Genomic DNA, 21,344 nt, shown 5'->3' with positions numbered 1-21,344 from the left:
CGCCAGCAGCTGTCCCGCGGGCAGGTCGGCCATGTAGTTATGGATGAACAGCAGGTTGTTGTGCGCCAGGACGTTATCAGGGTCAATTTCAAGTGCCTGGCGCAAGGTGTCCGACGCCTCGGCAAGGCGCCCGATATCTTTCAGGGCGCCACCCAGGTTCCCGTACGCATCGGCATAGCCGCCCCTGGCCTTGATGGCCCGCTCGAAGCTCGCGATGGACTCGGCCAGCCTGTTGGTACGGGTGAAGATTACGCCGAGATTGTTGTGTGCCTCGGCAGACCGGGAGTCGAGTTCCAGCGCCCGGCGGCAGGCCGCCTCGGCTTGGTCGATTTTGCCGAGACGCTGCAATACGCTGCCGTGATTGGAATGGGCGATTGCGGAGTCGGGGTTGATGTCCAGTGCTTGTTGGTAGCTTTGTGCTGCGGCATTATCCTGCCCGAGGGCTTGCAATACGCTGCCTATGTTGATATGGGCAGCTGCATACTTGGGTCGAATGGACAAGGCCTTTTGAAAGCAGAGCAGAGCCGCTTCCATTTTGTGGCGCTTCTTCATGGCGAGGCCCAGGTTGTTGTGGGCCTCCGCGGAACCAGGCTCAATCTCAAGGGTGCGGCGCAGGCACTGTTCCGCCGCGTCCAGTTGTCCCATTGCCAGCAAGGCAACGCCCTGGTTCAGGTTGGCCTCCGCGTTGCGGGGGGCGATTTCGAGAGCGCGGCGATAGTGGGTGACGGCATTAGCGTGTTCGCCCTGGTCTCCTTGAATGTTTCCTAGTTGAACCCAAGTCGCCGCATTGTCAGGTGCGATCTCCGCCGCCCGGCGGTATCGGGTGAGCGCCTCTTCCATCTTCCCGAGAGCCTGTAAAGCGTCGCCCAGATTCGTCTGGGTTGCCGCATTGTTAGGATCCGCCTCCATGGCGCGCTGAAAATACGACACTGCCTGGTCGGCTCGTTTTTCTTGAAGCAGTATGACGCCAAGGTTGTTGCAAGCCGCTATGTGATCGGGCTTTATGGTGATGGCTTGGCGATAGAAATCTTTTGCGCGATCAAGCTGCTCGAGGTCCTGCTCGGCAAGGCCTTGTTGAAAGCAGGTCTCGGCATAACCGGCGCTGACCTCAAGTGCCATCTCAAGTGCGGCGCGGGCATCCGAAAAATCCGGCTTCAGTGCGATCGCCTGCCGGTAGGCTGTGATGGCGGCTTCAGGCGCCTCAAGGCGCAGGTGGGCGTTGCCCATATTGAAATGCGCCGCAGCCGAATCCGGTTTGTAACGGATGGCCTCCCCGTAAGCATTCAGCGCACCCTGCGCGTCGCCGCGGTCGAGCAAGATGTTGCCGCGATTGAAATGGGCTCGCGCGAGGGCCGGCATCAAATCGATGGCGGATTCATAACAGCTCAAGGCCTCGTCCAGCTGGCCCTGTTGTTCGAGCAGCAAGCCTTTTTCGAGCCAACGCTCAGCATCAGGGGCAGAACTCAACGCCGCGCTACCGGCAAGGTTCGGGGTGCCGCTTTTGCGTTGTGTCAATCGATCAAAAAGTCCCATTGCTCATTTACTCTATAAGGCAGCTGTCGCTGGCCGGGGATGAGATGCATCAAGCGCCAACTGGACGGCCGGTTTGATTTGATGGGCGCGAAACCTGCTGATTCTATAATCGCCGCACGAGCAACACTATCAGGGATCTATATGGCACTGGCTTGGTTTGACGCTGGCGAGGCGAAAAAATTTGGCGAATCTCTTGCGCAGTTTTTCCTCGAAAAAATCCCCAAGGCATCGCAAAAGGGGGACAAGGAATTTGCCAAAAAAGTAGACTACGTCCTGGAAAAGATGGTAGTGCAGATTGTTCAATTCAAAGCACAACATAAACTGAATACCTACAAGAAGGCCCAGCTTGGAAATGTTTTCAAGTGGGTGCTTCTCGATGCCGGAATTTCAGCGGACTACGCAGACGAGATGACAACCTGGCTGATGAAAAAAATAGGATAAGCCGCCAGCAAGCCTTGATGTGGGCGGCGCGACAAAAATGTCAGGCTGGAGTCGGGCGGTGACAAAAATCGGCCTCAGAAGTCGCGGTTCCCCACAAATTTTCGTGAAAAACAGGGGCTCAGCGGATTGTCCGGTACTGGCATGAAAACTGCACAGCTTTGATGCCTTTCAATTTTATTGTTCTTCATCAAGGAGTTTTTCATGAAGCGTTCTCTCCAGCAGGGTTTTACCCTGATCGAATTGATGATCGTTGTTGCGATCATCGGTATTTTGGCGGCCGTGGCTTTGCCTGCTTATCAGGACTACATGGTTCGCGCCAAAATTTCTGAAGTCATTCTGGCTGGTTCTGCCGGCCGTACGGCTGTTTCGGAAACCTATTCGCAGAAAAACACCATGTCGCTGACGCGCGACTCGATGGGCATACAAAACCAGACCAGCAAGTATGTGGCTTCCGTCGGCTGGTCCGGTCAGGCCACCACTGGTGACATCATCGTGCTGACCACAACCGATGCTGGCTTGCCGGCCCTCGCTGCGGGTAAAACCGTTATATTGCGTGGTGACGCACAAGGATCCGGCCAAGTGATATGGCGGTGCGGCAAGGGTAGCGGAACTGCCGGCGTGGACACCAAGTACCTGCCAAGTTCTTGCAAAGACTTCTGATCGATTAAGTTGTCAAAAAAGCCCCTTGGCCTTATGCCAAGGGGCTTTTTCTTTTTCCCCTCGATCTCTTTCCACTTATGCGAGTTCCCCGCATCTTCACCCTGGCCGTATTTTTCGTCGGCGCAGTGCTTATAGCCCTTTATTGGCCGGGCTTGCGTGGAGGATTTTTCTTTGATGACGGTCCCAGCATTCTCCTCGCGCAAGGCGTTCGCCTTGAAGATCTGTCGCTGGAATCGGTCCATCAAGCGCTCGTGAGTGGTGGTGCCGGCCCTTCCGGGCGGCCGGTGGCCCAATTGAGCTTTGCGCTCAATTACTATTTCAGCGGTTTTGAGCCTTTTGCCTTCAAGGCTACCAATCTCGCGATTCACCTTGCATGCGGTTTGCAGGTGCTTGCCCTCGTGCTCAAACTGCTCACTTCCGGCTCGCCTGCCGCAAAACCTCGCGACGTCTTGATCGTATCCAGTGCGGTGGCGGCCCTGTGGCTGTTGCAGCCCATCCAGCTTCTTCCTGTTCTCCATGTCGTGCAGCGCATGACGAGTTTGTCGGCTTTCTTTCTTCTTGCTGCGCTATTGCTTCACATTGGTGGGCGGGAGCGAAGCGACCGGACGGGCGGTGCCTGGATCCTGCTGGCTTGGGTCGTCTTTTGGCCCTTGTCTTTCCTTAGCAAGGAAACAGGAGCACTTTTCCCTCTCTTCGTACTTGTTTGGGAAGTGATTATTCGCAGGGTTTCATTTGGGAGACTGGACCGCTTTGCCCGCGCCTTCCTTGTTTTGGCGGGTATTGTTCTGGCTGCCGGCGTCGGGTATGCGCTTCTTGGAGGCGCCGGATGGTTGTGGGCGGGCTACGATCTTCGCCCGTTCTCGCTCCCGGAGCGATTGATGACGGAGGGCCGGATACTGTGGTTTTATCTTGGCCTGATGGTAGTGCCGCGCATCGACGCGTTTGGCCTGTATCACGACGATATCGCTATTTCCACCGGTCTGCTCACTCCGTGGACAACCTTGCCCGCGCTGCTTGGGCTGGCCGGCCTGGTCTGGCTGGCTTGGCGGGTGCGAAGAAGCGCGCCGCTCGCGGCCTTCGGGATTGCGTGGTTCCTGATCGGTCATGCCCTGGAGTCCACCGTGTTGCCGCTGGAACTTGCCCATGAGCACCGAAACTACCTTCCTCTTCTAGGCGTCTTGCTGGCCGCGGGGTGGGCACTGGCTCGCGCGCTGAAGGACGAACGGTATCGGGTTCTGGGTATTGCGCTTGCGGGCACAGCCCTGGTCTACTCATCTTTTGTCACCGGGCTGCGAGCGCACCAGTTCGGCAATGACTTGGGGCGCACGCAGATCGAAGCGCAGCATCATCCCGCATCGGCCCAGGCGAGGCACGAGGCGGGGATTGCGCTGTCGAGCTTGCCGGATGCCGCCGCGCTGGATTCTCAAATTTACACCCTTGCCCGCAACCACTATGAAGCGGCCAGTGGACTTGACCCGGATTTCAAGATGAGCTTGCTCGGCTTGATTCAGCTGGACTGCGAGGCAAAAAAAGCTCTCAACCGAGCCGCATTCGACGAGCTGTCTCGCCGTTTGCGTGAAACACGCTTCGCGCCCGGCGACAGAAGCGTGCTGTACAGTCTCAAGTTAATGGCCATAGAGGGAAAGGCATGCATGAGCAGGCCGGAGGTGGACGGTTTGTTCGCCGCCTCCCTCGCCAATCCCGGCGCCTCGCCTGGTGTACAGGCTTTCTTGCATTCCTGGCATGCCGACTATTTATGGCTGCACGAACGAGATCTGGGAGCAGCCCGGCGCGCACTGGGACAGTCGCTCGCGTTAAACCCGGGCAATCCGAGCAACCGCCTCAAATGGGCGCAGCTACTGTTGATTTCGGGAGCTCAGGAGCAAGCGCGGCGCTTGCTGCGTGAACTGCAAGGTGAGAATCTTTCGGCGGACGAACGCCAGACACTTAACGAATTGCTCGCTGCAAATAACATGACGCGGCACTGACGCGAATTGCCAAAGGTTTTCATGATCCACACAGCCAAAGTCTCCATCGTGATTCCCGCCAGGAACGAGGCGGAAAATCTGCGCGGCATCCTTCCCCGCCTTGTAGCCCTCTTGCCAAATGCGGAAATACTGGTTGTCGATGACGGATCGGACGACGATACCGCTGCCGTGTGCATTGAATCAAGGGTCAAACACCTGAGGCATCCCTACCCCAAAGGCAACGGCGCGGCCATCAAGACTGGCGCCCGTGCCGCGCAGGGCGAGGTGATCGTTTTCATGGATGGCGACGGCCAGCACAAGCCCGAAGATGTTCCCATCCTGCTTGAGAAATTCCGCGAGGGCTACGACATGGTGGTGGGTGCGCGGCAAACGGGTTCGCAGGCAGGCCTTCACCGTGCCGCCGCCAACGACATCTTCAGTCGTTTCGCGAGCTGGATGGTGATGCAGCCGATCGCCGATCTGACTTCGGGCTTCAGGGTTGTTCATGCCTCCAGGTTTCGCCAGTTCCTGTACCTGCTGCCAAACGGGTTTTCGTATCCGACCACGATTACCATGAGCTTCTTCCGTGCCGGTTACAGCGTGGCTTATCTGCCTATCCACTCGCCGCGCAGGGCCAACGGCGCCAGCCATATTCATCCCCTACGCGACGGCGTGCGTTTTCTGTTGATCATCATCAAGATAGGAACGCTCTTTTCCCCGCAAAAGCTTTTTCTTCCCATTAGCGGAGGCTTTTTCCTGACGGGGCTTGCTTACTATCTGTATACCTATCTGACTGCCGGCCGCTTCACCAACATGAGTGCACTCCTGTTCATCTCCGCAGTGTTTACTTTTTTGATCGGCATCGTTTCCGAACAGATATCCGCGCTGCACTACAAGGACATCGAAAGCAGCGACCGGGAAAGCAAATAAGGCGATCACGCGTCATTGAATCGACGGCATACCTCAAAAAAAACTTTTCATGGCTCCTCGTTTCACCCGTTTTTTCACTTCCCGCGGCGCCATGCCTGCGATTGCACTGGCCCTGCTCGCTGTCGCGATGGTATTGGGGCTGATGCAATACGCGACGGGTGGACGAGTTGCGTATACGATGGATTCATTAACCTACCGGGACGTCGCGCTCAACTTCGTGGCCGGTCATCCCATGCAGTCGACTAATGTCGAGCTACCGCCACCGGCTCCAGCGTATGTGCCCTTGCTCAATTGGCCGCCCGCCTACCCGGCGCTATGGGCATCCGTCATGAGCGTGGGACACATCGACATAGACGACGTGCCGGCTCTGCTGAATCCGGTCCTGCTGGTTCTGGCCACCTTGACGATCTTTTGGGTGGGCTGGATGGTCACCGGAAATCCCGCCATAGCCGCCGTCATGGCGTTGGTGAACGCATGCACGCCCGGCAACCTGATCGTTTATGGGCATGCATGGAGTGAGACGCTGTTCATTCCGCTGCTGACCATGGCTTATGCCACCTTCTGGAAGTACCGGATCTCGCCGCAGAACCTCATTTGGCTGGCGGCCGCCGCAATCTGCATCGGGATTGCCAACTGGGTCCGGTATGCGGGCGTGGCCTTCTTTCCGGTACTGGGTCTCTCGGTGCTGCTGGCATCGGGTGCGGTCTTCTGGAAGCGAATTCTCCATGCCGCGGGCGCGATGCTGCTTGGCGCCGCCTTGGTGGTGCCCTTGTGGTTCCGCAACTGGCAATTGGCCGGCAACATCTCCGGATCGACACGTGGTGGCGTGTCGAGAATGGAGAGGGGATTTGATGATGTGGCCGCCATCATCGATCTGGCTGAACATTCTTTATTTGCCTTCAGCATGGTGCTCAGGGCAAATCTTGAAATCCTGATTCTTGTCGCAGTGGCCGTTCTTGGCTTCAAAGCCTTTCAGCGTCACGGTGTCCGGTGGCTTCGCCCACCCGAAATCTGGTTGCCAATTGTCTGGGCGATGGGATACCTGCTATTTCTGCTGTACGCCAGGAAGGTTCAGGCAAACGTGGACCTTGACTTGCGCATGTTGGCCGTGGCAGTTCCTTTTCTTCTCATCGCCATGATCCCGGCTGTCGATGCCATATTTTCCGATCGATCCATGGGTTTTGGGAAAGTTATGGTTGTTTTGCTGCTTGGTTTGTTGATCAATACCGGTGTTCAACAAGCGTATAAAACACACGACAACTATGCATCTTACGGTGTACCTCGTTTTCGTGCCACCTTCGGCCTCGGATACCGGGACGTACGGAGCACATCTCCGAGTAGCCGGGCATTGGCGGAAAACATCGGAAGCGTCGATGAATCTGAATTTATATTGACGGATTACCGGGCAATTCATCTCCGATACCTCTCTGGGAAAAAGGTGTACGCTCCCACTGGCAATAGTTGTGGCGCTTGGGCGGGTGTTCTGGATGGGGGGGTATTGTTCATTGGAGCCGCGGAACTTCCACCATGGGCAATAGACTGCCTGAAGGGCGCATCGCAATGGCGGCTGCAGCGTCCCGCCGGGCGGGCAATGCCGTCGGCGTATGTGGATTGACGGTCTTCAGCTAGCGTGACGCCGAGAGAAGGCCAGTAGTGCAAGGCCACGCCGGAAATGAACCAGGGAAATCCATCCGCCGGAACATGACCGCAGCCCCGATTGTTGAAAAATTACCTTGGTGCGCTTAGAAAACAATGGCGATTAAAAAACGTGTACTGGTTTTGACGTCTACCTTTCCGCGCTGGCAAGGTGACAGCGAACCTCCGTTTGTTTTCGAGCTATGTCGCAGACTCAAGGACAAGTTCGACGTCCTCGTCCTGGCGCCCCACGCCGACGGCACGGAACGATTCGAAAAGATGGACGGCGTTGAAGTTATTCGCTTCCGCTATTTCCCGCCCCGTTGGGAAAAACTGGCCTACCAGGGAGGCATTCTGGCGAATTTGAAGCAGAGCCGTTGGCGCTTTTGTTTGCTGCCCTTCTTTTTTGCCGCGCAAATAATGGCTTTGCTCCGGATTTTGCGTTGTCAGCGGATTGATCTGATTCATGCGCATTGGCTGGTTCCGCAGGGGCTCAGCGTGGTGATGGCCGGCGTGGTGACAAGACGGATACCGCCCATGGTCTGCACGTCGCACGGTGGCGACCTGCTCGGCTTGAACGGCTGGCCGTTGACGTCCATCAAGCGCTGGGTCATTCGCCGTTCTTCGCGGTTCACGGTGGTTAGCAAGGCGATGACGGATTTCGCGCTTTCGCTGGGTGCAAGGCCCGGGCAATTGCATACGATTTCCATGGGCGTGAATGCCCAAACACTTTTTATGCCCGATCCTGCCGTGGTGCGCGCGGACAATGAATTGTTGTTTGTGGGACGTTTGGTTGAAAAAAAAGGAATCGCCGTCCTGCTCGATGCGATGCCGGAAATCATTCGACGGCAGCCCGGCACGTGCCTTCGCGTTGTCGGTAGCGGGCCCATGGGCGATGCGCTGGAGCAGCAGGTTCACCGCCTCGGCATCGCGCATGCCGTCACTTTCACCGCGGCGTTGCCAAACTCGGACCTTCCCGGGCTCTACCGGCGAGCGACGGTGTTCGTGGGCCCCTCCATCATTACGGACCAAGGTGACCAGGAGGGGCTGGGCCTTGTGCTGGTCGAAGCTTTGGCCTGCGAGTGCCCAGTCGTTGCGTCTGACCTGCCTGCGATACGAGATGTCGTCATTCATGGTGAGACCGGTTTAATGGTCGCGCAGAAAAATCCCGCCGCCGTTGCCGGCGCCGTGATCAGGTTGTTGGCAGAAGCCGGTTTACGGACGCAAATGGCGCGCAATGGCAGGCAGCACGTCATGCGGCATTTCGATTGGGACGGTGTTGCCGCCCGCTATGGCCGTCTGTTTGACGAGCTGGACGGGGCCGCACGACAATGATCTCGATACATCCATGAAAAAGAATCGCCGCCAGACATCTTCTTCTCCACGTGATCCATCATGAAGACAACCCTGCAAACAGCTATCAGCAAACTCAAACAAGACCCCATCGGGTTCCTGGCCCGGGCCTTCTACAAGACATTGGTGGCGCCGGTGAAATACCGGACGAAGGACGGGTACGATGCCGCGAGGTACTGGAGTGACAGGTTCACGCGGTACGGTACTTCCTTGAAAGGCGTGGGAGACGAGGGATTGTCAGAGCAGAATAACCAGATCATGTATGAAAAGGCCTCCGCGGCTTTCCTTGAGCTGTGCCGGGTCGAAGACATCGATATCTCAAGCGCGCGCGTGCTTGAGATCGGCTGCGGAAACGGGTTCTATACCGGGCTCCTCAAGGAGCAAGGCGCCACCCGTTATCTGGGACTTGATATCACCGACACATTGTTTCCCGTGCTGACGGCGCGCTTCCCCGGATTTCAGTTTATTCGCCGGGACATCACGGCTGACTTGCTGGAGGGCGAGTTCGACCTGATTCTGATGATAGACGTGATTGAACACATCGTGAGCGAAGAAAAGCTCGATTTAGCCATGAGCAACGTGCAGCGCTGCCTTGCCGATAACGGCAAATTCATGGTGGCACCGGTTGCCGCTCAAGGACGGCACTCACTCTTTTATGTGAGATTCTGGACGATTGAAGATATCAGGAGACGGCTTTCGGCGTGTCAGTTCGGTGAGCCAAAATCGTTTCGGGACGACAGCCTTTTGATAGCAAGAAAATCGCCGAGAGAACTTCTGAACGCAGGCTAGGCAATAGCCACTGAAAAAAGATTGAGCCTGAAAATGAATACGCCCATCTGCTCGATCTGCATCGCTAACTACAACGGCATGGAAATGATTGATGACTGCCTGCGTTCAGTGATGGCGCAAAAGGGCCAGTTCATGATCGAAATTCTGGTTCATGACGACGCGTCCACCGACGACTCAGTGGCCTATATCAGAGATCGTTACCCGGGGGCGAGGCTGATCGTCAGTGAGAGCAACGTCGGCTTTTGCGCCGCCAACAATCGAATGGCGGCCGAGGCCAGAGGCGAGTACCTGCTGCTGCTCAACAATGACGCGGCGCTTTATCCGGATGCCTTGCTGACCTTGCTGTCGGAGACGACTCGCCTTGACCAACCCGCCGTTCTCAGCCTGGCCCAGTATGATTTTGACAGTGGAGAATTGCTGGACATCGGCAGCTTGTTCGACCCCTTTCTCAACCCAATTCCCAACCAAAATCCGGACCGAGGCGAGGTTGGCATGGTGATGGGCGCCTGCTTGTGGATTCCGAAGGCCCTATGGCAGGAACTCGACGGCTTCCCGGAATGGTTTGAGAGCATTGGTGAGGACCTACAACTTTGTTGCCGGGCGCGATTGGCGGGCTACCCCGTCCGTGCTCTCGGACAGTCGGGCTATAGGCACCGAGTCGGAGCCAGCTTCGGCGGGGGCAAGGCGATGGCGGGGCGCCTGGTCACAAGCTACAGGCGGCGGGCGCTATCAGAACGGAACAAGACGTTCGTGATGATTCTTTGCTACCCATTCTGGCTGTTGGTTGTGGTGTTGCCTTTGCACTTAAGCATTCTTTGTATTGAAGGAATCGTGCTGAGCGCACTGAAATGGAGTCCCAGACCGTGGCGGGAAATATACGTCCCATTACCAGCTGCATTGTGGCGAGCGCGAAAAAAGCTGCTGACTTTACGGGGTGAAATTCAGGAAAAGAGGAACAGTGGCACCGCGTTTTTTCTTCGCCCATTTCACTGGTTACCCTGGAAGCTGAAAATGTTGTTCAAACATGGACTGCCTGTCATCAGGTAAGAGCGACGGCCTTTTATTTCTGAATCACCAGTTTCAAAATTTCCGACAAGAGTGAGAAAATTTCCCGAATCGCACCCTCTTGAATTCGACTCAGATCTTCTGCGCATTAATTTTATCAAGTCTGTCTCGCATACGCGTACCTGCCGCGAGCGCGCTGTGGGTCGCGCGAATGCTTTCCGCCGCCTGCTCCCCAATAGATCGGCATAGCTGGCGATCTTGATAGAGGCGATGCATCCAGTGGGCCGCATGTTCAATATCAGGTTCGGCCCAGAATTGACCCTTCCAAAAAGGGTACTCCCCTTTCTGGACCGGCACAAAGTGGTAGTCCACCAAACAACTATTGAAGCAGTTCGTGAAATCCATATTGCCGGAATATCCTGTTGCTACCGTCGGCTTGCCGTAATACATAGCCTCTGCAATTCCGCGACCGAAACCCTCTGACCGATGCAGTGAAACAAAAACATCGCAGCCGGAGATCAGGCCCTTGATTTCACGGTCACTAAGCACTTTATCAATAAAAATAATGCGCTTATCCTGGTTGCTTACGCTATCTAGGAAGCTCCGGTATTCGTGGGGGCATTTGTCCATGCCATTCATCTTCACAACCAGGGCAACAGACTCGCCTGCACCGTTTTTGAAGGCGAGGGTGAAAGCATCAATCACGGCTCTCGGGTTCTTTCGTGCCATGTGCGATGTAAAGTCGAAGAAAAATAGGAATGTAAATACGTCCTTTGGAATCCCCAGCGCTTGTGCAATGGCAGGGTCGGCCGCCCCCGGCTCTACAACCTGCGGCATCCAGATGACGGGTACCGGGGACTTTTTTGCAATTGCCTCCTGGACGAAGCGGGATTGGGCCCAGATCTCCTGTACGTAGCGGAAATTACCAGTCCACTCGTCGGGGAATCCTGAGAGCTCCCACATCCAGCATGCTATGTTGTGCGACTTGTCGAATATCTCGGAACCGAGATAGCTGAGCGCCATGTCCATCTCATTGGCATTGAGGCAAAACAGATTTGTGCTGTGCTTTCTATATGGGATGGCAGCTTGCTCTTGATATGAAAAATCCTGCAGCAGTGCATTGCCTTTCGCATGAGGCTCGAAAGCATTGCATATCTTGAATGGAATATCCGACGAGCCCAGAGCCAGCGATATAGCGCGAAGATTCTCGCCAACGCCCAGAATCGCGTGGGGATGTCCGATCAGCAGCACGCCCGGGGCTGTGATTTCCTCAGGTGCTGTGTCCGCTCGATTTTCTTCAGTCTTTCCTGGGTGCGTACTTTCGTCGGTTGCAAGTCTGGGGCCCCGTGCTGTCAAATGGAGCAGCCTTTTTTGAATTCCAGCCCAGCCCTCCGCGCGCTGTATTGCAGCTAACCTGAGGACAAGAGCGCGTAAACCACCCAGTCGCTGCCATTCGGAGGACAGTCGTATTGACAGTGATCGCAGCCATAGTTTGGAAGTCTTCATCTGCCTCATCGGTTATATCTCTGCATGACCTTACGCGTGGCTTCCAAATAGGCGCGCCCATTTTTTCTATCCGGTTCAAGGTGATTTCCCTCGGCCCACTCATTCCATGCATTGATGAATAAGAGGCGTTCATCGCCTACGTGCATGCGTGCAGTCCATTCGGCGGCGGATTCAAGCCAGTGACCATATGCTTCCGGGCTGCTGCCCAGAAAAATATGCCCGGAATCCTGCCGTCTGGCGGTGTTGTCCCAGGATGGCATCACCCCTCTGAAGAACTCATACGGAGAACCTTCCGCCTGCATAAAACTCTTTATTGTGCTGAGGTAGTCATAACATAGTCCGCGGAACTTGGAATTCAAAAGTGGGCCGGGGGCCGGTGTGGTCATCCCTCTACCGGACGGTGGAAACTCAACTGCAGCATCGAAACCTATCGCTCTTGGATCGCCGTTCAGTGCAAGGTTCGCGCTGTTATGTACGCATGCCAAATAGATTTCACCGATACCCGCTGCCCGGCATTGGTCTCGCCATGCGAGCGCGGTCTGGGCGGCATCAGGAAGTAAACGGACTTTGTATACCAATATCAGCGGTTTCCCGTCGATTCGGATGTAACGACTATCTCGCAAGGCTGGGAATAAACCCTGAATAAAGGCAATGTCATCTTCCGTGCTGTGATTCTGGGCGATCAAGACATGACTGTCTTGCCCATCCCATGTGCGGGTCCAGTTTTCGTTGGCCCAGCAAAGACAGAAGGGAAAATCCGGCTGACCTGCAGCCAGAATTTCATCCAATGGTCGACTTAATAAACGTTCTCCATTGAACCAATAGTAGTAATAACAGAATCCGGAGACGCCATATTCCCTGGCAAGGCTGGCCTGCTGCTCTCTCACCTCCGGGATACGCAAATCATAGAACCCGAGTTCACTGGGTATGTGTGGCTGATAGTGGCCGGTGAAGTTGGGTTGCGCCTTTGTCACGTTTGTCCACTCGGTGAAGCCTTTTCCCCACCATTCGTCATTTTCCGGTGTGGGATGATATTGGGGCAGGTAGAAGGCGATCGAGCGAATACGTCGGTTCAAGGTGATTTCGTGATCCCACTTGTTCAGAAATGTCTTGGCATTTCGTTCGACAAGGGTTTTCTTGAGATCTGAATTACTGTTCACCGAGGCACTCAAATGATGTACCACCTCCGATTGCGGCTCGTAATAAACACGGTATCCCGCCCGCCTGGCCGTATAGGCCAAGTCTGCATCTTCAAAATATGCCGGCGCATATCGGGTATCCAGTCCACCCACCGCGGTCAGCAGGTCCCGCCTGGCCATCAAGCTGGCACCAGAGCAGTATTCAACCTCGCGTGCGAACTGGTAGCTGGGGTCGGAGGTGGCGCATCCCAGGCCAATTAACTCCCCAATCAATTCGCCCTGGTCTTTATCAACTGGCTTGACGAGTCTTGCGCCAGCCTCCTGCAGTCGGCCATCGGGGAAAAGCAACATGGAGCCGACAACACCGATATTGGGCATTGCATCCAATCTTGCCACCAGAGGGTCAAGCCACTCCTTCTGAACCTGTGTATCGTTGTTGAGAAAATAAACATAATCCCCGCGGGCGAGCTGAAGCGCGGAGTTGCAGGAATGCAGATAACCGAGGTTCGTCACATTTCGTAAATACTGCAATCCGGGAATGGAGGAGAGCACGGTTTGTGTTTCATCCGTGGACGCATCGTCGACCAGCAACAGCTCAAACGATGTCACCTGAGGGTGCCGCTTGATTGCCGCGAGACATTCGATCGTCAGTATGAATTGGTTGAAGACCGGAACAATGATGGAGGCGCGAGGGCTGGCGTGGTGTTGAAATCCCAATGCCGACGCCGCGCTTGATGCCTCCGCAGCGCTGAACCTACGCACGTCCACGCTCTTGATAGCTTCAGCCCTGCGGCTGGCCTGCGGGGGGGAACCAAGCAGCCGGTTGAGCTTGACAAGAAACCCGCCAAATCCCTCTTGTCTGATAGTCGATAGTGCAGTTCTAAGTAAGGGCGCCCATCCCCCCGAAACGGCGGCGTGAGACGGAGCCGCAACAATCAACCGTAAGAATTTTTTTAGCATGGAGGTTCTTGTGGTCGCTATGCCTATTGGGCGTTACCTGGCATTCTGATGGCTAAAGCTGCGAAGGGGGGGCGGGTGGCTTCTGGAGCAAGACTGAACGCCTGTCAGTGGCCTTTGGACGGGCCTTCTTGGCGAGATTTTCTCCCGCGATCTTTGACGATCCATCGGCTTAGGTTCCATGCCGCTCGAAATGGGCCGGTGAAACGCCATGAGCGAGTGGCCTTCACGCGTGCAAGCTCCTGGCGCTGCTGTATAAGTTCCTGACGTAGTAGCGCGGGGGCGTGTGACAGACGGCGGAAAAACAGCATTTCCAGATCCAGCAATTGGACCAGGCTGTGAGTGACTTTTGCCGTCCCCTGGCAATATTCATGAAATTTAATCTCCATCGCGGACGCCGCAATGTAGTCAGTGTCGGCAAAAGTCAATCCAGCCCGGGAAGCGATGGCCTCAATGAAGAGCCGGTAGCTCATGCCGGATAAGGCGGTATTTTCGAGGCAGCTCTGGATGGCGATCATCGTTCCGCGAACTATCACCCATGCAAGTGGTACTGGCTCAGCACAGATCCACTCCCCGTCAATGAAGTGCAACTCCCCGTTCTCTCCAACGATCAAATTCGCCGGTATACAGTCTACGAAGTGAGCGGGCAAGCGCACATCCTGTGCCGTATCTTCGATTTGATGACGCCGGAGAAAAGCAATCCAGGGCAGGAAGGGCGCAACCAAATCATCCAGGTTGGCTGGTTCTCGGGCAAAGGCGCGCCTTATGTCACCGTCAAGAATGCGCCCTTGAAGATAGGTACTGTCTTCCCGACTTTGGAAAAAATATCCGGTAGGGCATGGCACTTCAGTATGAATCGGGCGCTTTGTCACCGCCAAATTCCCTTCGTCGTTCGGCGCAATGGCGGTCTCTGTCAAAAAAGCGGGATGTCTCTGAGATCGGCCATATGCCTTGGCCAGCCAACTCGCGGGGGAGGATTCGAATTTCCGGGCGTAGATCAGAAACGAATTAGCGAGCTCACCCGTAAGCCCGTTGGCAGCAATGCTCTGCCAGGCCAATCCCTCATCGAAGGCGCGCTGATGCGTTTCCTGGTAGCCCCATCCGGAATAGGGGAGAAGGAGATCGGCTAGACGTAGCCGCGCATCCAGATTGCCCGCTTCGCTCAGGATCAAGCCCGGGAGCTTGTAGTCAGGGAATGGGTAGAAAAACTCCTGGAACGGAAAACCTGATTGTCTCAATTGTTCAGCCAGCGCACGGCGACCGAATGTCACTGGATCGTTTTTTCCATAAAGGCCGTTGATGCCAAAATAAGGTGAGCCCATGTGGTCTTCGCTGCAACCATTGAAGTACTTGAGGCCAAGCTGGTTTTCAATCGCCAGAATGAGGGCGCCGTCTTCCTTCAGGAAGGACTGGGCATGTTTCAGGCAGGCCGCGACTGGATCATCCGCACTGATGAATTTCCTTGCATATTCAAGCACGCCAATGAGCGTGACATAGTCGAATTTCTCGACTGACTCGAACTCTGAGATGTTGTCACGGTAAATGGACACATTGGTTAAATCCCGGCACCGTTGCGCAGTGATCATCGCCCGGCGTTGACTGCCTTCCACGGCAAGGACTGTGGCACCCGTCTCCCCCAGATAGCGGGTCATGCTGCCGCAACCGCAACCCAGCTCAAGCACCCGTTGTCCCGGGCCGAAAGCAAAAGGGCGCAGAAGATTGTGGCGCACGGGGGAGAGGTGGTACTCGGAGGGCCAGTCCTTGATTGCAGATGCCATTTCAGGGGAAATCACACTTACATCCCGTGCATGTTTGATGACGGAAAAAAGGTAATTTTCAATCTCATCACCATCGGAGTAAGGAATAGCGACCGATACCTGGTCTGACCAAATTCCTTGCGCTGGATCGAACTGGTATTGCTTTGTCATATCACTTGTATACATGGGTTGAGTAGCTCTGTCATTCTCCGACTGCGCTTTCCTCGGAAATCAGGGAAAGATGGCGTGCTGGTGGCGCGGCAACTCTATCTCACTGCCGCCCCCGGACCCGCTCAGACCACCCATCGAAGCAGCCACCCAGAGGATCGGCTCGTCACACACAATCCTGTCAAAGCAGTTTCCCCACGGGAGGATAGCTGGATTGAAACGGCTGCATGTTCATTGCGCAGCATCCTTTGCTTTGAAGGTCCGGTAGGCTGGGTTGGGCGAATCGGGAAGAGGCTCAAAGTTGTCCAAAATATATTGATGAGTCAGCGGGTGTGTATTGCGAAAGCGCAATTCATCACGACCATCCAGCGGCAGGTCAAAAACAAGCACGAACCCGGGCCTTGCCGACTTTATTCGTTCGATCTCCGCACGCTCGAATTCCCGGGGTCGAGGGAAAAGCGCATAAATTTCCCACATCGGAGACTTGCGCTCAAGCAGGGGGTACGCGCCCGGCCAGACGGGAGTGGCAATAAAGCTTCCTTCATTTCGGGCGTACAGGTCAGCCAGGCTGCGCAACAACGCGATATCGCTTGCCGTGCCGCGATCCATTTGCAGATAGCTACCCGAGATTTCCATACTCACACATCTCTTGCCGACGTGACATTGCCATCCGGGATGAAATATGTGCATCACCCAAAAGCTTGCGGTACAGAGCGCGAGTGCTGCCGGCCACTTGACCATCGCGGCTTGCGCCGACAGGATAGCAAGGCAACCGATCAACAGGGGAAAGATGCCTAGAGCCAAGTGTCCAACATCAGCGCGGGAATACGCGTAGTGCGCGTAGGGAAGTGCCATCATCGATGCGGCAACCAGCACAGGGGATACGGGTCGATTCTGAAGTTTTTGCCAGACCACCCACATGATGGATAGCACGCCAAACACAACTGTTCCGATGAAGAACAGGCCGATCAATACCCCCCTGGCCGCATCACCAACTGTTGACGATGCAAGGTTCACTCGCCATGGCCACGGCACCGGGAGGGGAAGGTTGGTGGCCTTGATTTCAAATAAAAAACGGATGCCCTCCCAAAAAGCGAGGGCAAAGCCAGGCACTAGCAATGTCATCAGAAGCATGGGTGTAAAACCAACCACGACTCCTGCGAGCCAAGACGCAAAGTTCTTGAGTATTCCGGGACCATTGGTGCGCTTGATGTTCAGCCAGACAAAGACCCCGACGCTGCCCGCGACCCCGTATATTCCATGATTGCGACCAAAAATGGCGGCGAGGCCAATACAGGCGCCGGTAAAAAAATAGCGCTTGCGGCTCGGATTCTCGACAAGGAAAGCCAACGCGCCAATCAACGAAATTGACAGCGAAATATCGAAAAGTTTGTGGCGAGGAAACATCCATACAACCAACACCGCAGCCGATAACAGCAAGTAAAGCCTGTCCGGCCTGTCTGCTGCCTTGGCGGTTCGAGATATCAAAAACAAGCCGGCAAATAACCCCATCGCCTGGAAGATAGCCGTCGCACCCCGCAAGGCCATGATGCCATTGTCACCCCAAGCCCACATGAGTGCCGCAGACCAGTAGTATCGGCCTGGATCGTAAGCTGAGAAATCACGGATAGGCACTTCACCCAGCATGACCCTTTGCGCGCCGTACCAGAGATAACCTTCATCCCACAAAGTGAAACCCGCCCTGCCTTGCCAAAAGAAAAGGGCAAGAACGACAGAGGCGGCCAGAACTGATAGCCGGAGGACGTTTTTATTGCAGGCGGAAATTGGGTGCATTGAGTAGTCTGCGAAGTAGCCGGGGAATACTTTGCGTTGGGTAGTACACGATCACTTGTCGCTTCTGCCGAAAATCAAAGTCCGTACCTTCCCCGCTCAGTTTTAAGCCATAGGGTGCTGATCCAAAATGTGAAAAGAGGGACGCATCGCAATGTTGCCCGACGACGTGAGTGGGTGAGCGATCCGCAGAACGATTGAGTTATAGCGCCTGTCATGGGGGACGATGCCGCTGTTGGTTTCCCCGGCTACTCCGACGGACATCGAATATTCACCGGCATCCAGAAACGGGCTGAGGCGGAAGCAGGCCTCAATACTGTCGCCGGCCTTTTGCGCCGAGACGAAGCCTTCGGCGCTTGACTGAAGCGAATTGATGCTGAAAAGCTCGGCTCCAGAGTCGGCCTTGATAGTCAGTCCATAAACAGGTTTATTGACAGTGGCGTGAAATTTAACCTTGAGCCTCAGCTCCATTTCCAAGCCGGAGCAAAAAACTTCCGGATTCGTGACTCCATCCTGGCTCACGCAGATATCTGTGATTGTTGCAGCGCGATCACCCCAGCGGGTCTCCTTGGCGTTGTACGATGAATGAGACGAGAACGGGTCATCTGAAGGAGGCCTGTCTTCAAAGGATTTATCGGTTCCCAACGCATTCTTCGTATATCGAGTCAGTGTTTCAGCGGTATTGCCGTCGGCAAGCAGGTTGCCGTCATCCAGAACTAAAACGCGATCGCAGAAATGGCCGACTTGTTCGAGAACATGACTTACCAGGAGAATTGAGCCGCCATTGTTCTGAATCGACTTGATGCGTTGAAAGCACTTTGCCTGAAATTGCGCATCCCCGACGGCGAGTGCTTCATCAACGACCAGGATTTGTGGCTCCAGGTGAATTGCAACCGAAAACGCCAGCCTTACAAACATTCCACTTGAATACGTTCGCACCGGCTGATCGATGAATTCGCCGATATCCGCGAAGGCCGCAATGTCATCGAAGCGACGCGACATCTCTTCCTTCGAGATGCCCATCACCGCCCCCTGGAAATAAACATTCTCCCGCCCCGTGAACTCCGGATTGAAGCCGGCACCCAATTCCAGCAACGCTGAAATTCGTCCGTGGACTTCAACTGAGCCGGAGGTTGGCTTCAGGATGCCGCAAATCAGTTGCAACAGGGTGCTTTTGCCTGACCCGTTGCGGCCAATGATGCCAACGGTTTCCCCTTTTTTGATTTCAAAGGAGACGTCTTGCAACGCTGTGAATTCCTTGTGGAAGCGGATTCGGCCCAAGGAAAGCACCTGTTTAATCCGGTCACCGGGATGACTGAAGATGCGGTAAGTCTTGGTCAGGTTCTTGACGGAAATGGCGACATCAGAGTGCATCCGCAAACTCCTCCCGGCTGTGCTGGAAGAAGGCGTAGCCCAGCACCGACACAAGCAGGCAAAAGGCGAGCGCCATGCCCCATGCGCCCCAGTCAACCGATTGCCCGGTGACGACGGCGCGGGAGGCTTCGATCACGATCCCCAGCGGGTTGTAGTGATAAACAGGGCGCAGAGCGGCCGGCACCGCGCTCACCGGATAGAACACGGGCGACAGGAACATCAGCATTTGCACAAACACCGGCAGGATCTGGGTCATGTCCTTGATGAACACCCCCCACGCCGCCACAAACCACGAGACGCCCAGGGCCAGCAACAGGACGGGCAGCAGCAGAAGCGGGAACAGCACGACCTGGCCGTGGAGTCCGCCCACCCATGCCAGTGCGGCCACCAGGATCAGGAAATTGAACGTGCCGTGAACCAGGGCCGCACCCAGCGGAACCACAGGCAGGATATGCACGGGGAAGATGATTTTTTTTACGAAGCTGGGATAACCGCGCACCGATGCGGGCGCGCGTGAAACTGTTTCGGCAAAAATATTAAAAGTGATCAGGCCGCTGTAGAGCAGCAGCCAGAAGGGCAGGCCGCTGTCCTGCTGGGGCCAGCGCGTCTGGAAGACCTGCCCAAAGATAAAAGCAAAAATCGTGAGCATCAGCAGAGGGCTGAGAAAAATCCACAACACACCGAACATCGCGCCCCTGTAGCGCAGCAGCACATCTCTTTTAATGAGCTGGCCGAGCAGGTAGCGATGGCGCCAGACATCGGCGAAAATCCGCGCCGGATTGAAGGTGGCCGCGCTCATGACCTGAAAGCGGGCGCGCATGTCCGCAAGAAGATACCAGCAGGGCTGAGGCCCGGCGACAAGCGCTGAGACAGGGGTTTCATTATTTTTTGAACGGCCATTGACTTACAGGCGCCACACCGCGAATCCGGCCGCATTGAGCCTGTCGCCATCGAACCGCGCCTTCACGTCGATAAAACATCCGCCGGGTTTCAGCTTCGCCGCGTATGACGAATGCGGTTTGGACAGCAAGGGCTCGTGAGCCACCGCCACAATGACTGCGTCCGCTTGCGGCAGTGAATCCCACGCCATCAGTTCAACGCCGTATTCCACTTTCGCCTCGGCTGCATCGGCGACCGGATCATGCACGTGCACGTCCACGCCGTAGGCCCGCAGTTCAGTGATCAGGTCCCACACCTTGGAATTGCGCAAGTCCGGCACATCCTCCTTGAAAGTGATGCCCAGCACGTTGACCTTGGCGCCCTTGATGTGCCTGTCGGCCTGGATCAGCTGCTTGACGGTCTGCTCCGCAATGAACTTGCCCATGTTGTCGTTGATGCGCCGCCCCGCGAGGATCACTTCGGGGTGGTAGCCGAGCATTTCGGCTTTGTATGTCAGGTAGTAGGGGTCGACGCCGATACAGTGCCCGCCGACCAGGCCTGGGCGAAAGGGCAGGAAATTCCATTTTGTTCCGGCTGCTTCGAGCACTTCCAGCGTGTCCAGGCCCAGCATGTTGAAGATCACGGCGAGCTCGTTCATCAGGGCGATGTTCAGGTCCCGCTGCGTGTTCTCGATGACTTTGGCGGCCTCCGCCACCTTGAGCGAGGACACTTTGTGCACACCGGCGCTGACGACCTTTTCATACAGCGCCGCAACACGCTCCAGGGTCTCGGGGCTGTCTCCGGCCACGACCTTGATCGTGTTCGCGAGCGTGTGCTGCCTGTCGCCGGGGTTGATGCGCTCGGGCGAATAGCCGATGTGGAAATCCTGCCGCCATTTCAGGCCCGACACGCGTTCAAGCACCGGGATGCAGATTTCTTCCGTGGCGCCGGGGTAGACGGTGGATTCGTAGATGACGGTTGCGCCTGGCTTGAGGTGCGCGCCTACGGTTTCACTGGCACGGACGAGGGGTGTGAAATCGGGCTTGCGGGCCGCATCGATCGGTGTCGGAACCGCGATGATGAAAATATCGGCGCCTGCCAGTTCTGCGGGATCGAGGGTGAAGCTCAGTTTGGCGGCGGCCCGCATGTCCTGCGCGGCGACGGTGCCGCTGGGATCCAGGTGCTTGTTGTAGCTCCCGATTTTGTGCGCGGACAGGTCGTACCCGATGGTCGGCATCAGTCGGCCGAACGCGACGGCCAGCGGAAGGCCGACGTATCCGAGTCCGATGACTGCCACTACTTCCATGGTTCTGGTTCCCTATTCATGCAGTGAGCCCTGTTTGCAAGCGGTTTCAGGGCAGAACGGGACGATGCTAACGCATGAAAGGAGCGAAGAGGCGATTGCGTGAGGCCTGGGGCTGGTTGCCGCTACGGCGGCGGTTGCGTCCGGGGACGCGTGT

The 21,344-nt window shown here is 55.9% G+C and carries 16 protein-coding genes; 8 read left to right on the top strand and 8 right to left on the bottom strand.

The window, feature by feature from the left end; genetic code table 11:
* A partial coding sequence (locus tag ACLV8F_RS15780) for a tetratricopeptide repeat protein (RefSeq protein ID WP_411885151.1) occupies positions 1–1,533 on the bottom strand: 1,533 nt, incomplete at its 3' end.
* A gap of 39 nt (positions 1,534–1,572) precedes the next feature.
* On the opposite strand from ACLV8F_RS15780, the gene ACLV8F_RS15775 reads away from it, so the two are divergent.
* The 8 genes from ACLV8F_RS15775 (at position 1,573) to ACLV8F_RS15740 (ending at position 10,355) form a co-directional block, all read left to right on the top strand.
* The gene (locus tag ACLV8F_RS15775) at positions 1,573–1,974 is read left to right on the top strand and encodes a hypothetical protein (protein WP_411885150.1); all 402 of its coding nucleotides are present in this window, start codon (positions 1,573–1,575) and stop codon (positions 1,972–1,974) included.
* Positions 1,975–2,175: 201 nt separating this feature from the next.
* Entirely contained in the window at positions 2,176–2,634 is a 459-nt protein-coding gene (locus ACLV8F_RS15770) for a pilin (RefSeq protein WP_411885149.1), read from the top strand.
* A gap of 77 nt (positions 2,635–2,711) precedes the next feature.
* Positions 2,712–4,622: a pilus assembly protein PilF gene (locus tag ACLV8F_RS15765; RefSeq protein ID WP_411885148.1), complete on the top strand. Its 1,911-nt coding sequence runs from the start codon at positions 2,712–2,714 to the stop codon at positions 4,620–4,622.
* A gap of 21 nt (positions 4,623–4,643) precedes the next feature.
* Positions 4,644–5,531 carry a glycosyltransferase family 2 protein gene (locus tag ACLV8F_RS15760; protein WP_411885147.1) on the top strand — a complete coding sequence of 296 codons (888 nt, stop codon included), beginning with the start codon at positions 4,644–4,646 and terminating at the stop codon, positions 5,529–5,531.
* Between the two features lie 49 nt (positions 5,532–5,580).
* Complete coding sequence (locus tag ACLV8F_RS15755; protein ID WP_411885146.1) at positions 5,581–7,146, top strand: hypothetical protein; 1,566 nt, start codon at positions 5,581–5,583, stop codon at positions 7,144–7,146.
* A 137-nt stretch (positions 7,147–7,283) separates the two neighbouring features.
* The gene (locus ACLV8F_RS15750; protein WP_411885145.1) at positions 7,284–8,501 is read left to right on the top strand and encodes a glycosyltransferase; all 1,218 of its coding nucleotides are present in this window, start codon (positions 7,284–7,286) and stop codon (positions 8,499–8,501) included.
* A 60-nt stretch (positions 8,502–8,561) separates the two neighbouring features.
* Complete coding sequence (locus ACLV8F_RS15745; RefSeq protein ID WP_411885144.1) at positions 8,562–9,308, top strand: class I SAM-dependent methyltransferase; 747 nt, start codon at positions 8,562–8,564, stop codon at positions 9,306–9,308.
* A 33-nt stretch (positions 9,309–9,341) separates the two neighbouring features.
* Positions 9,342–10,355, top strand: a complete 1,014-nt coding sequence (locus ACLV8F_RS15740) for a glycosyltransferase family 2 protein (protein ID WP_411885143.1) — start codon at positions 9,342–9,344, stop codon at positions 10,353–10,355.
* A 90-nt stretch (positions 10,356–10,445) separates the two neighbouring features.
* Here ACLV8F_RS15740 and ACLV8F_RS15735 read toward each other — a convergent pair whose 3' ends face one another.
* The 7 genes from ACLV8F_RS15735 to ACLV8F_RS15705 all read right to left on the bottom strand — a co-directional run bounded on the left by ACLV8F_RS15735 (position 10,446) and on the right by ACLV8F_RS15705 (position 21,190).
* Entirely contained in the window at positions 10,446–11,819 is a 1,374-nt protein-coding gene (locus tag ACLV8F_RS15735) for a glycosyltransferase (RefSeq protein ID WP_411885142.1), read from the bottom strand.
* Positions 11,820–11,824: 5 nt separating this feature from the next.
* A complete protein-coding gene (locus tag ACLV8F_RS15730) occupies positions 11,825–13,918 on the bottom strand; it encodes a glycoside hydrolase family 99-like domain-containing protein (protein ID WP_411885141.1) in 2,094 nt (697 codons plus the stop codon).
* A 104-nt stretch (positions 13,919–14,022) separates the two neighbouring features.
* Complete coding sequence (locus ACLV8F_RS15725) at positions 14,023–15,843, bottom strand: class I SAM-dependent methyltransferase (RefSeq protein ID WP_411885140.1); 1,821 nt, start codon at positions 15,841–15,843, stop codon at positions 14,023–14,025.
* A gap of 228 nt (positions 15,844–16,071) precedes the next feature.
* Positions 16,072–17,634, bottom strand: coding sequence for a hypothetical protein (locus ACLV8F_RS15720; protein ID WP_411885139.1), 1,563 nt, complete (start codon positions 17,632–17,634; stop codon positions 16,072–16,074).
* A 102-nt stretch (positions 17,635–17,736) separates the two neighbouring features.
* Positions 17,737–19,005 (bottom strand): ABC transporter ATP-binding protein, encoded by a 1,269-nt coding sequence (locus tag ACLV8F_RS15715; protein ID WP_411885138.1) that lies wholly within the window; start codon positions 19,003–19,005, stop codon positions 17,737–17,739.
* Entirely contained in the window at positions 18,995–19,804 is an 810-nt protein-coding gene (locus ACLV8F_RS15710) for an ABC transporter permease (RefSeq protein WP_411885137.1), read from the bottom strand. Before ACLV8F_RS15710 ends, ACLV8F_RS15715 begins: the two co-directional genes overlap by 11 nt.
* Before the next feature lie 105 nt (positions 19,805–19,909).
* The gene (locus ACLV8F_RS15705) at positions 19,910–21,190 is read right to left on the bottom strand and encodes a nucleotide sugar dehydrogenase (protein ID WP_411885136.1); all 1,281 of its coding nucleotides are present in this window, start codon (positions 21,188–21,190) and stop codon (positions 19,910–19,912) included.
* Positions 21,191–21,344: the final 154 nt, after the last annotated feature.

This window comes from Polaromonas sp. YR568 (assembly GCF_943369675.1).
Lineage (GTDB): Bacteria > Pseudomonadota > Gammaproteobacteria > Burkholderiales > Burkholderiaceae_C > Polaromonas.
The sequence above is the reverse complement of the archived record's forward strand: the minus strand, read 5'-3'. Positions and strand labels throughout refer to the sequence as shown.

Excerpts from the sequence above, each read along its gene's own strand:
- ACLV8F_RS15735 (WP_411885142.1), bottom strand. The coding sequence starts at position 11,819 with ATGAAGACTTCCAAACTATGGCTGCGATCACTGTCAATACGACTGTCC.
- ACLV8F_RS15745 (WP_411885144.1), top strand. The coding sequence starts at position 8,562 with ATGAAGACAACCCTGCAAACAGCTATCAGCAAACTCAAACAAGACCCC.
- ACLV8F_RS15740 (WP_411885143.1), top strand. The coding sequence starts at position 9,342 with ATGAATACGCCCATCTGCTCGATCTGCATCGCTAACTACAACGGCATG.
- ACLV8F_RS15710 (WP_411885137.1), bottom strand. The coding sequence starts at position 19,804 with ATGAGCGCGGCCACCTTCAATCCGGCGCGGATTTTCGCCGATGTCTGG.
- ACLV8F_RS15705 (WP_411885136.1), bottom strand. The coding sequence starts at position 21,190 with ATGGAAGTAGTGGCAGTCATCGGACTCGGATACGTCGGCCTTCCGCTG.
- ACLV8F_RS15715 (WP_411885138.1), bottom strand. The coding sequence starts at position 19,005 with ATGCACTCTGATGTCGCCATTTCCGTCAAGAACCTGACCAAGACTTAC.
- ACLV8F_RS15765 (WP_411885148.1), top strand. The coding sequence starts at position 2,712 with ATGCGAGTTCCCCGCATCTTCACCCTGGCCGTATTTTTCGTCGGCGCA.
- ACLV8F_RS15755 (WP_411885146.1), top strand. The coding sequence starts at position 5,581 with ATGGCTCCTCGTTTCACCCGTTTTTTCACTTCCCGCGGCGCCATGCCT.
- ACLV8F_RS15725 (WP_411885140.1), bottom strand. The coding sequence starts at position 15,843 with ATGACAAAGCAATACCAGTTCGATCCAGCGCAAGGAATTTGGTCAGAC.
- ACLV8F_RS15760 (WP_411885147.1), top strand. The coding sequence starts at position 4,644 with ATGATCCACACAGCCAAAGTCTCCATCGTGATTCCCGCCAGGAACGAG.
- ACLV8F_RS15770 (WP_411885149.1), top strand. The coding sequence starts at position 2,176 with ATGAAGCGTTCTCTCCAGCAGGGTTTTACCCTGATCGAATTGATGATC.
- ACLV8F_RS15730 (WP_411885141.1), bottom strand. The coding sequence starts at position 13,918 with ATGCTAAAAAAATTCTTACGGTTGATTGTTGCGGCTCCGTCTCACGCC.
- ACLV8F_RS15750 (WP_411885145.1), top strand. The coding sequence starts at position 7,284 with ATGGCGATTAAAAAACGTGTACTGGTTTTGACGTCTACCTTTCCGCGC.
- ACLV8F_RS15775 (WP_411885150.1), top strand. The coding sequence starts at position 1,573 with ATGAGATGCATCAAGCGCCAACTGGACGGCCGGTTTGATTTGATGGGC.
- ACLV8F_RS15720 (WP_411885139.1), bottom strand. The coding sequence starts at position 17,634 with ATGCACCCAATTTCCGCCTGCAATAAAAACGTCCTCCGGCTATCAGTT.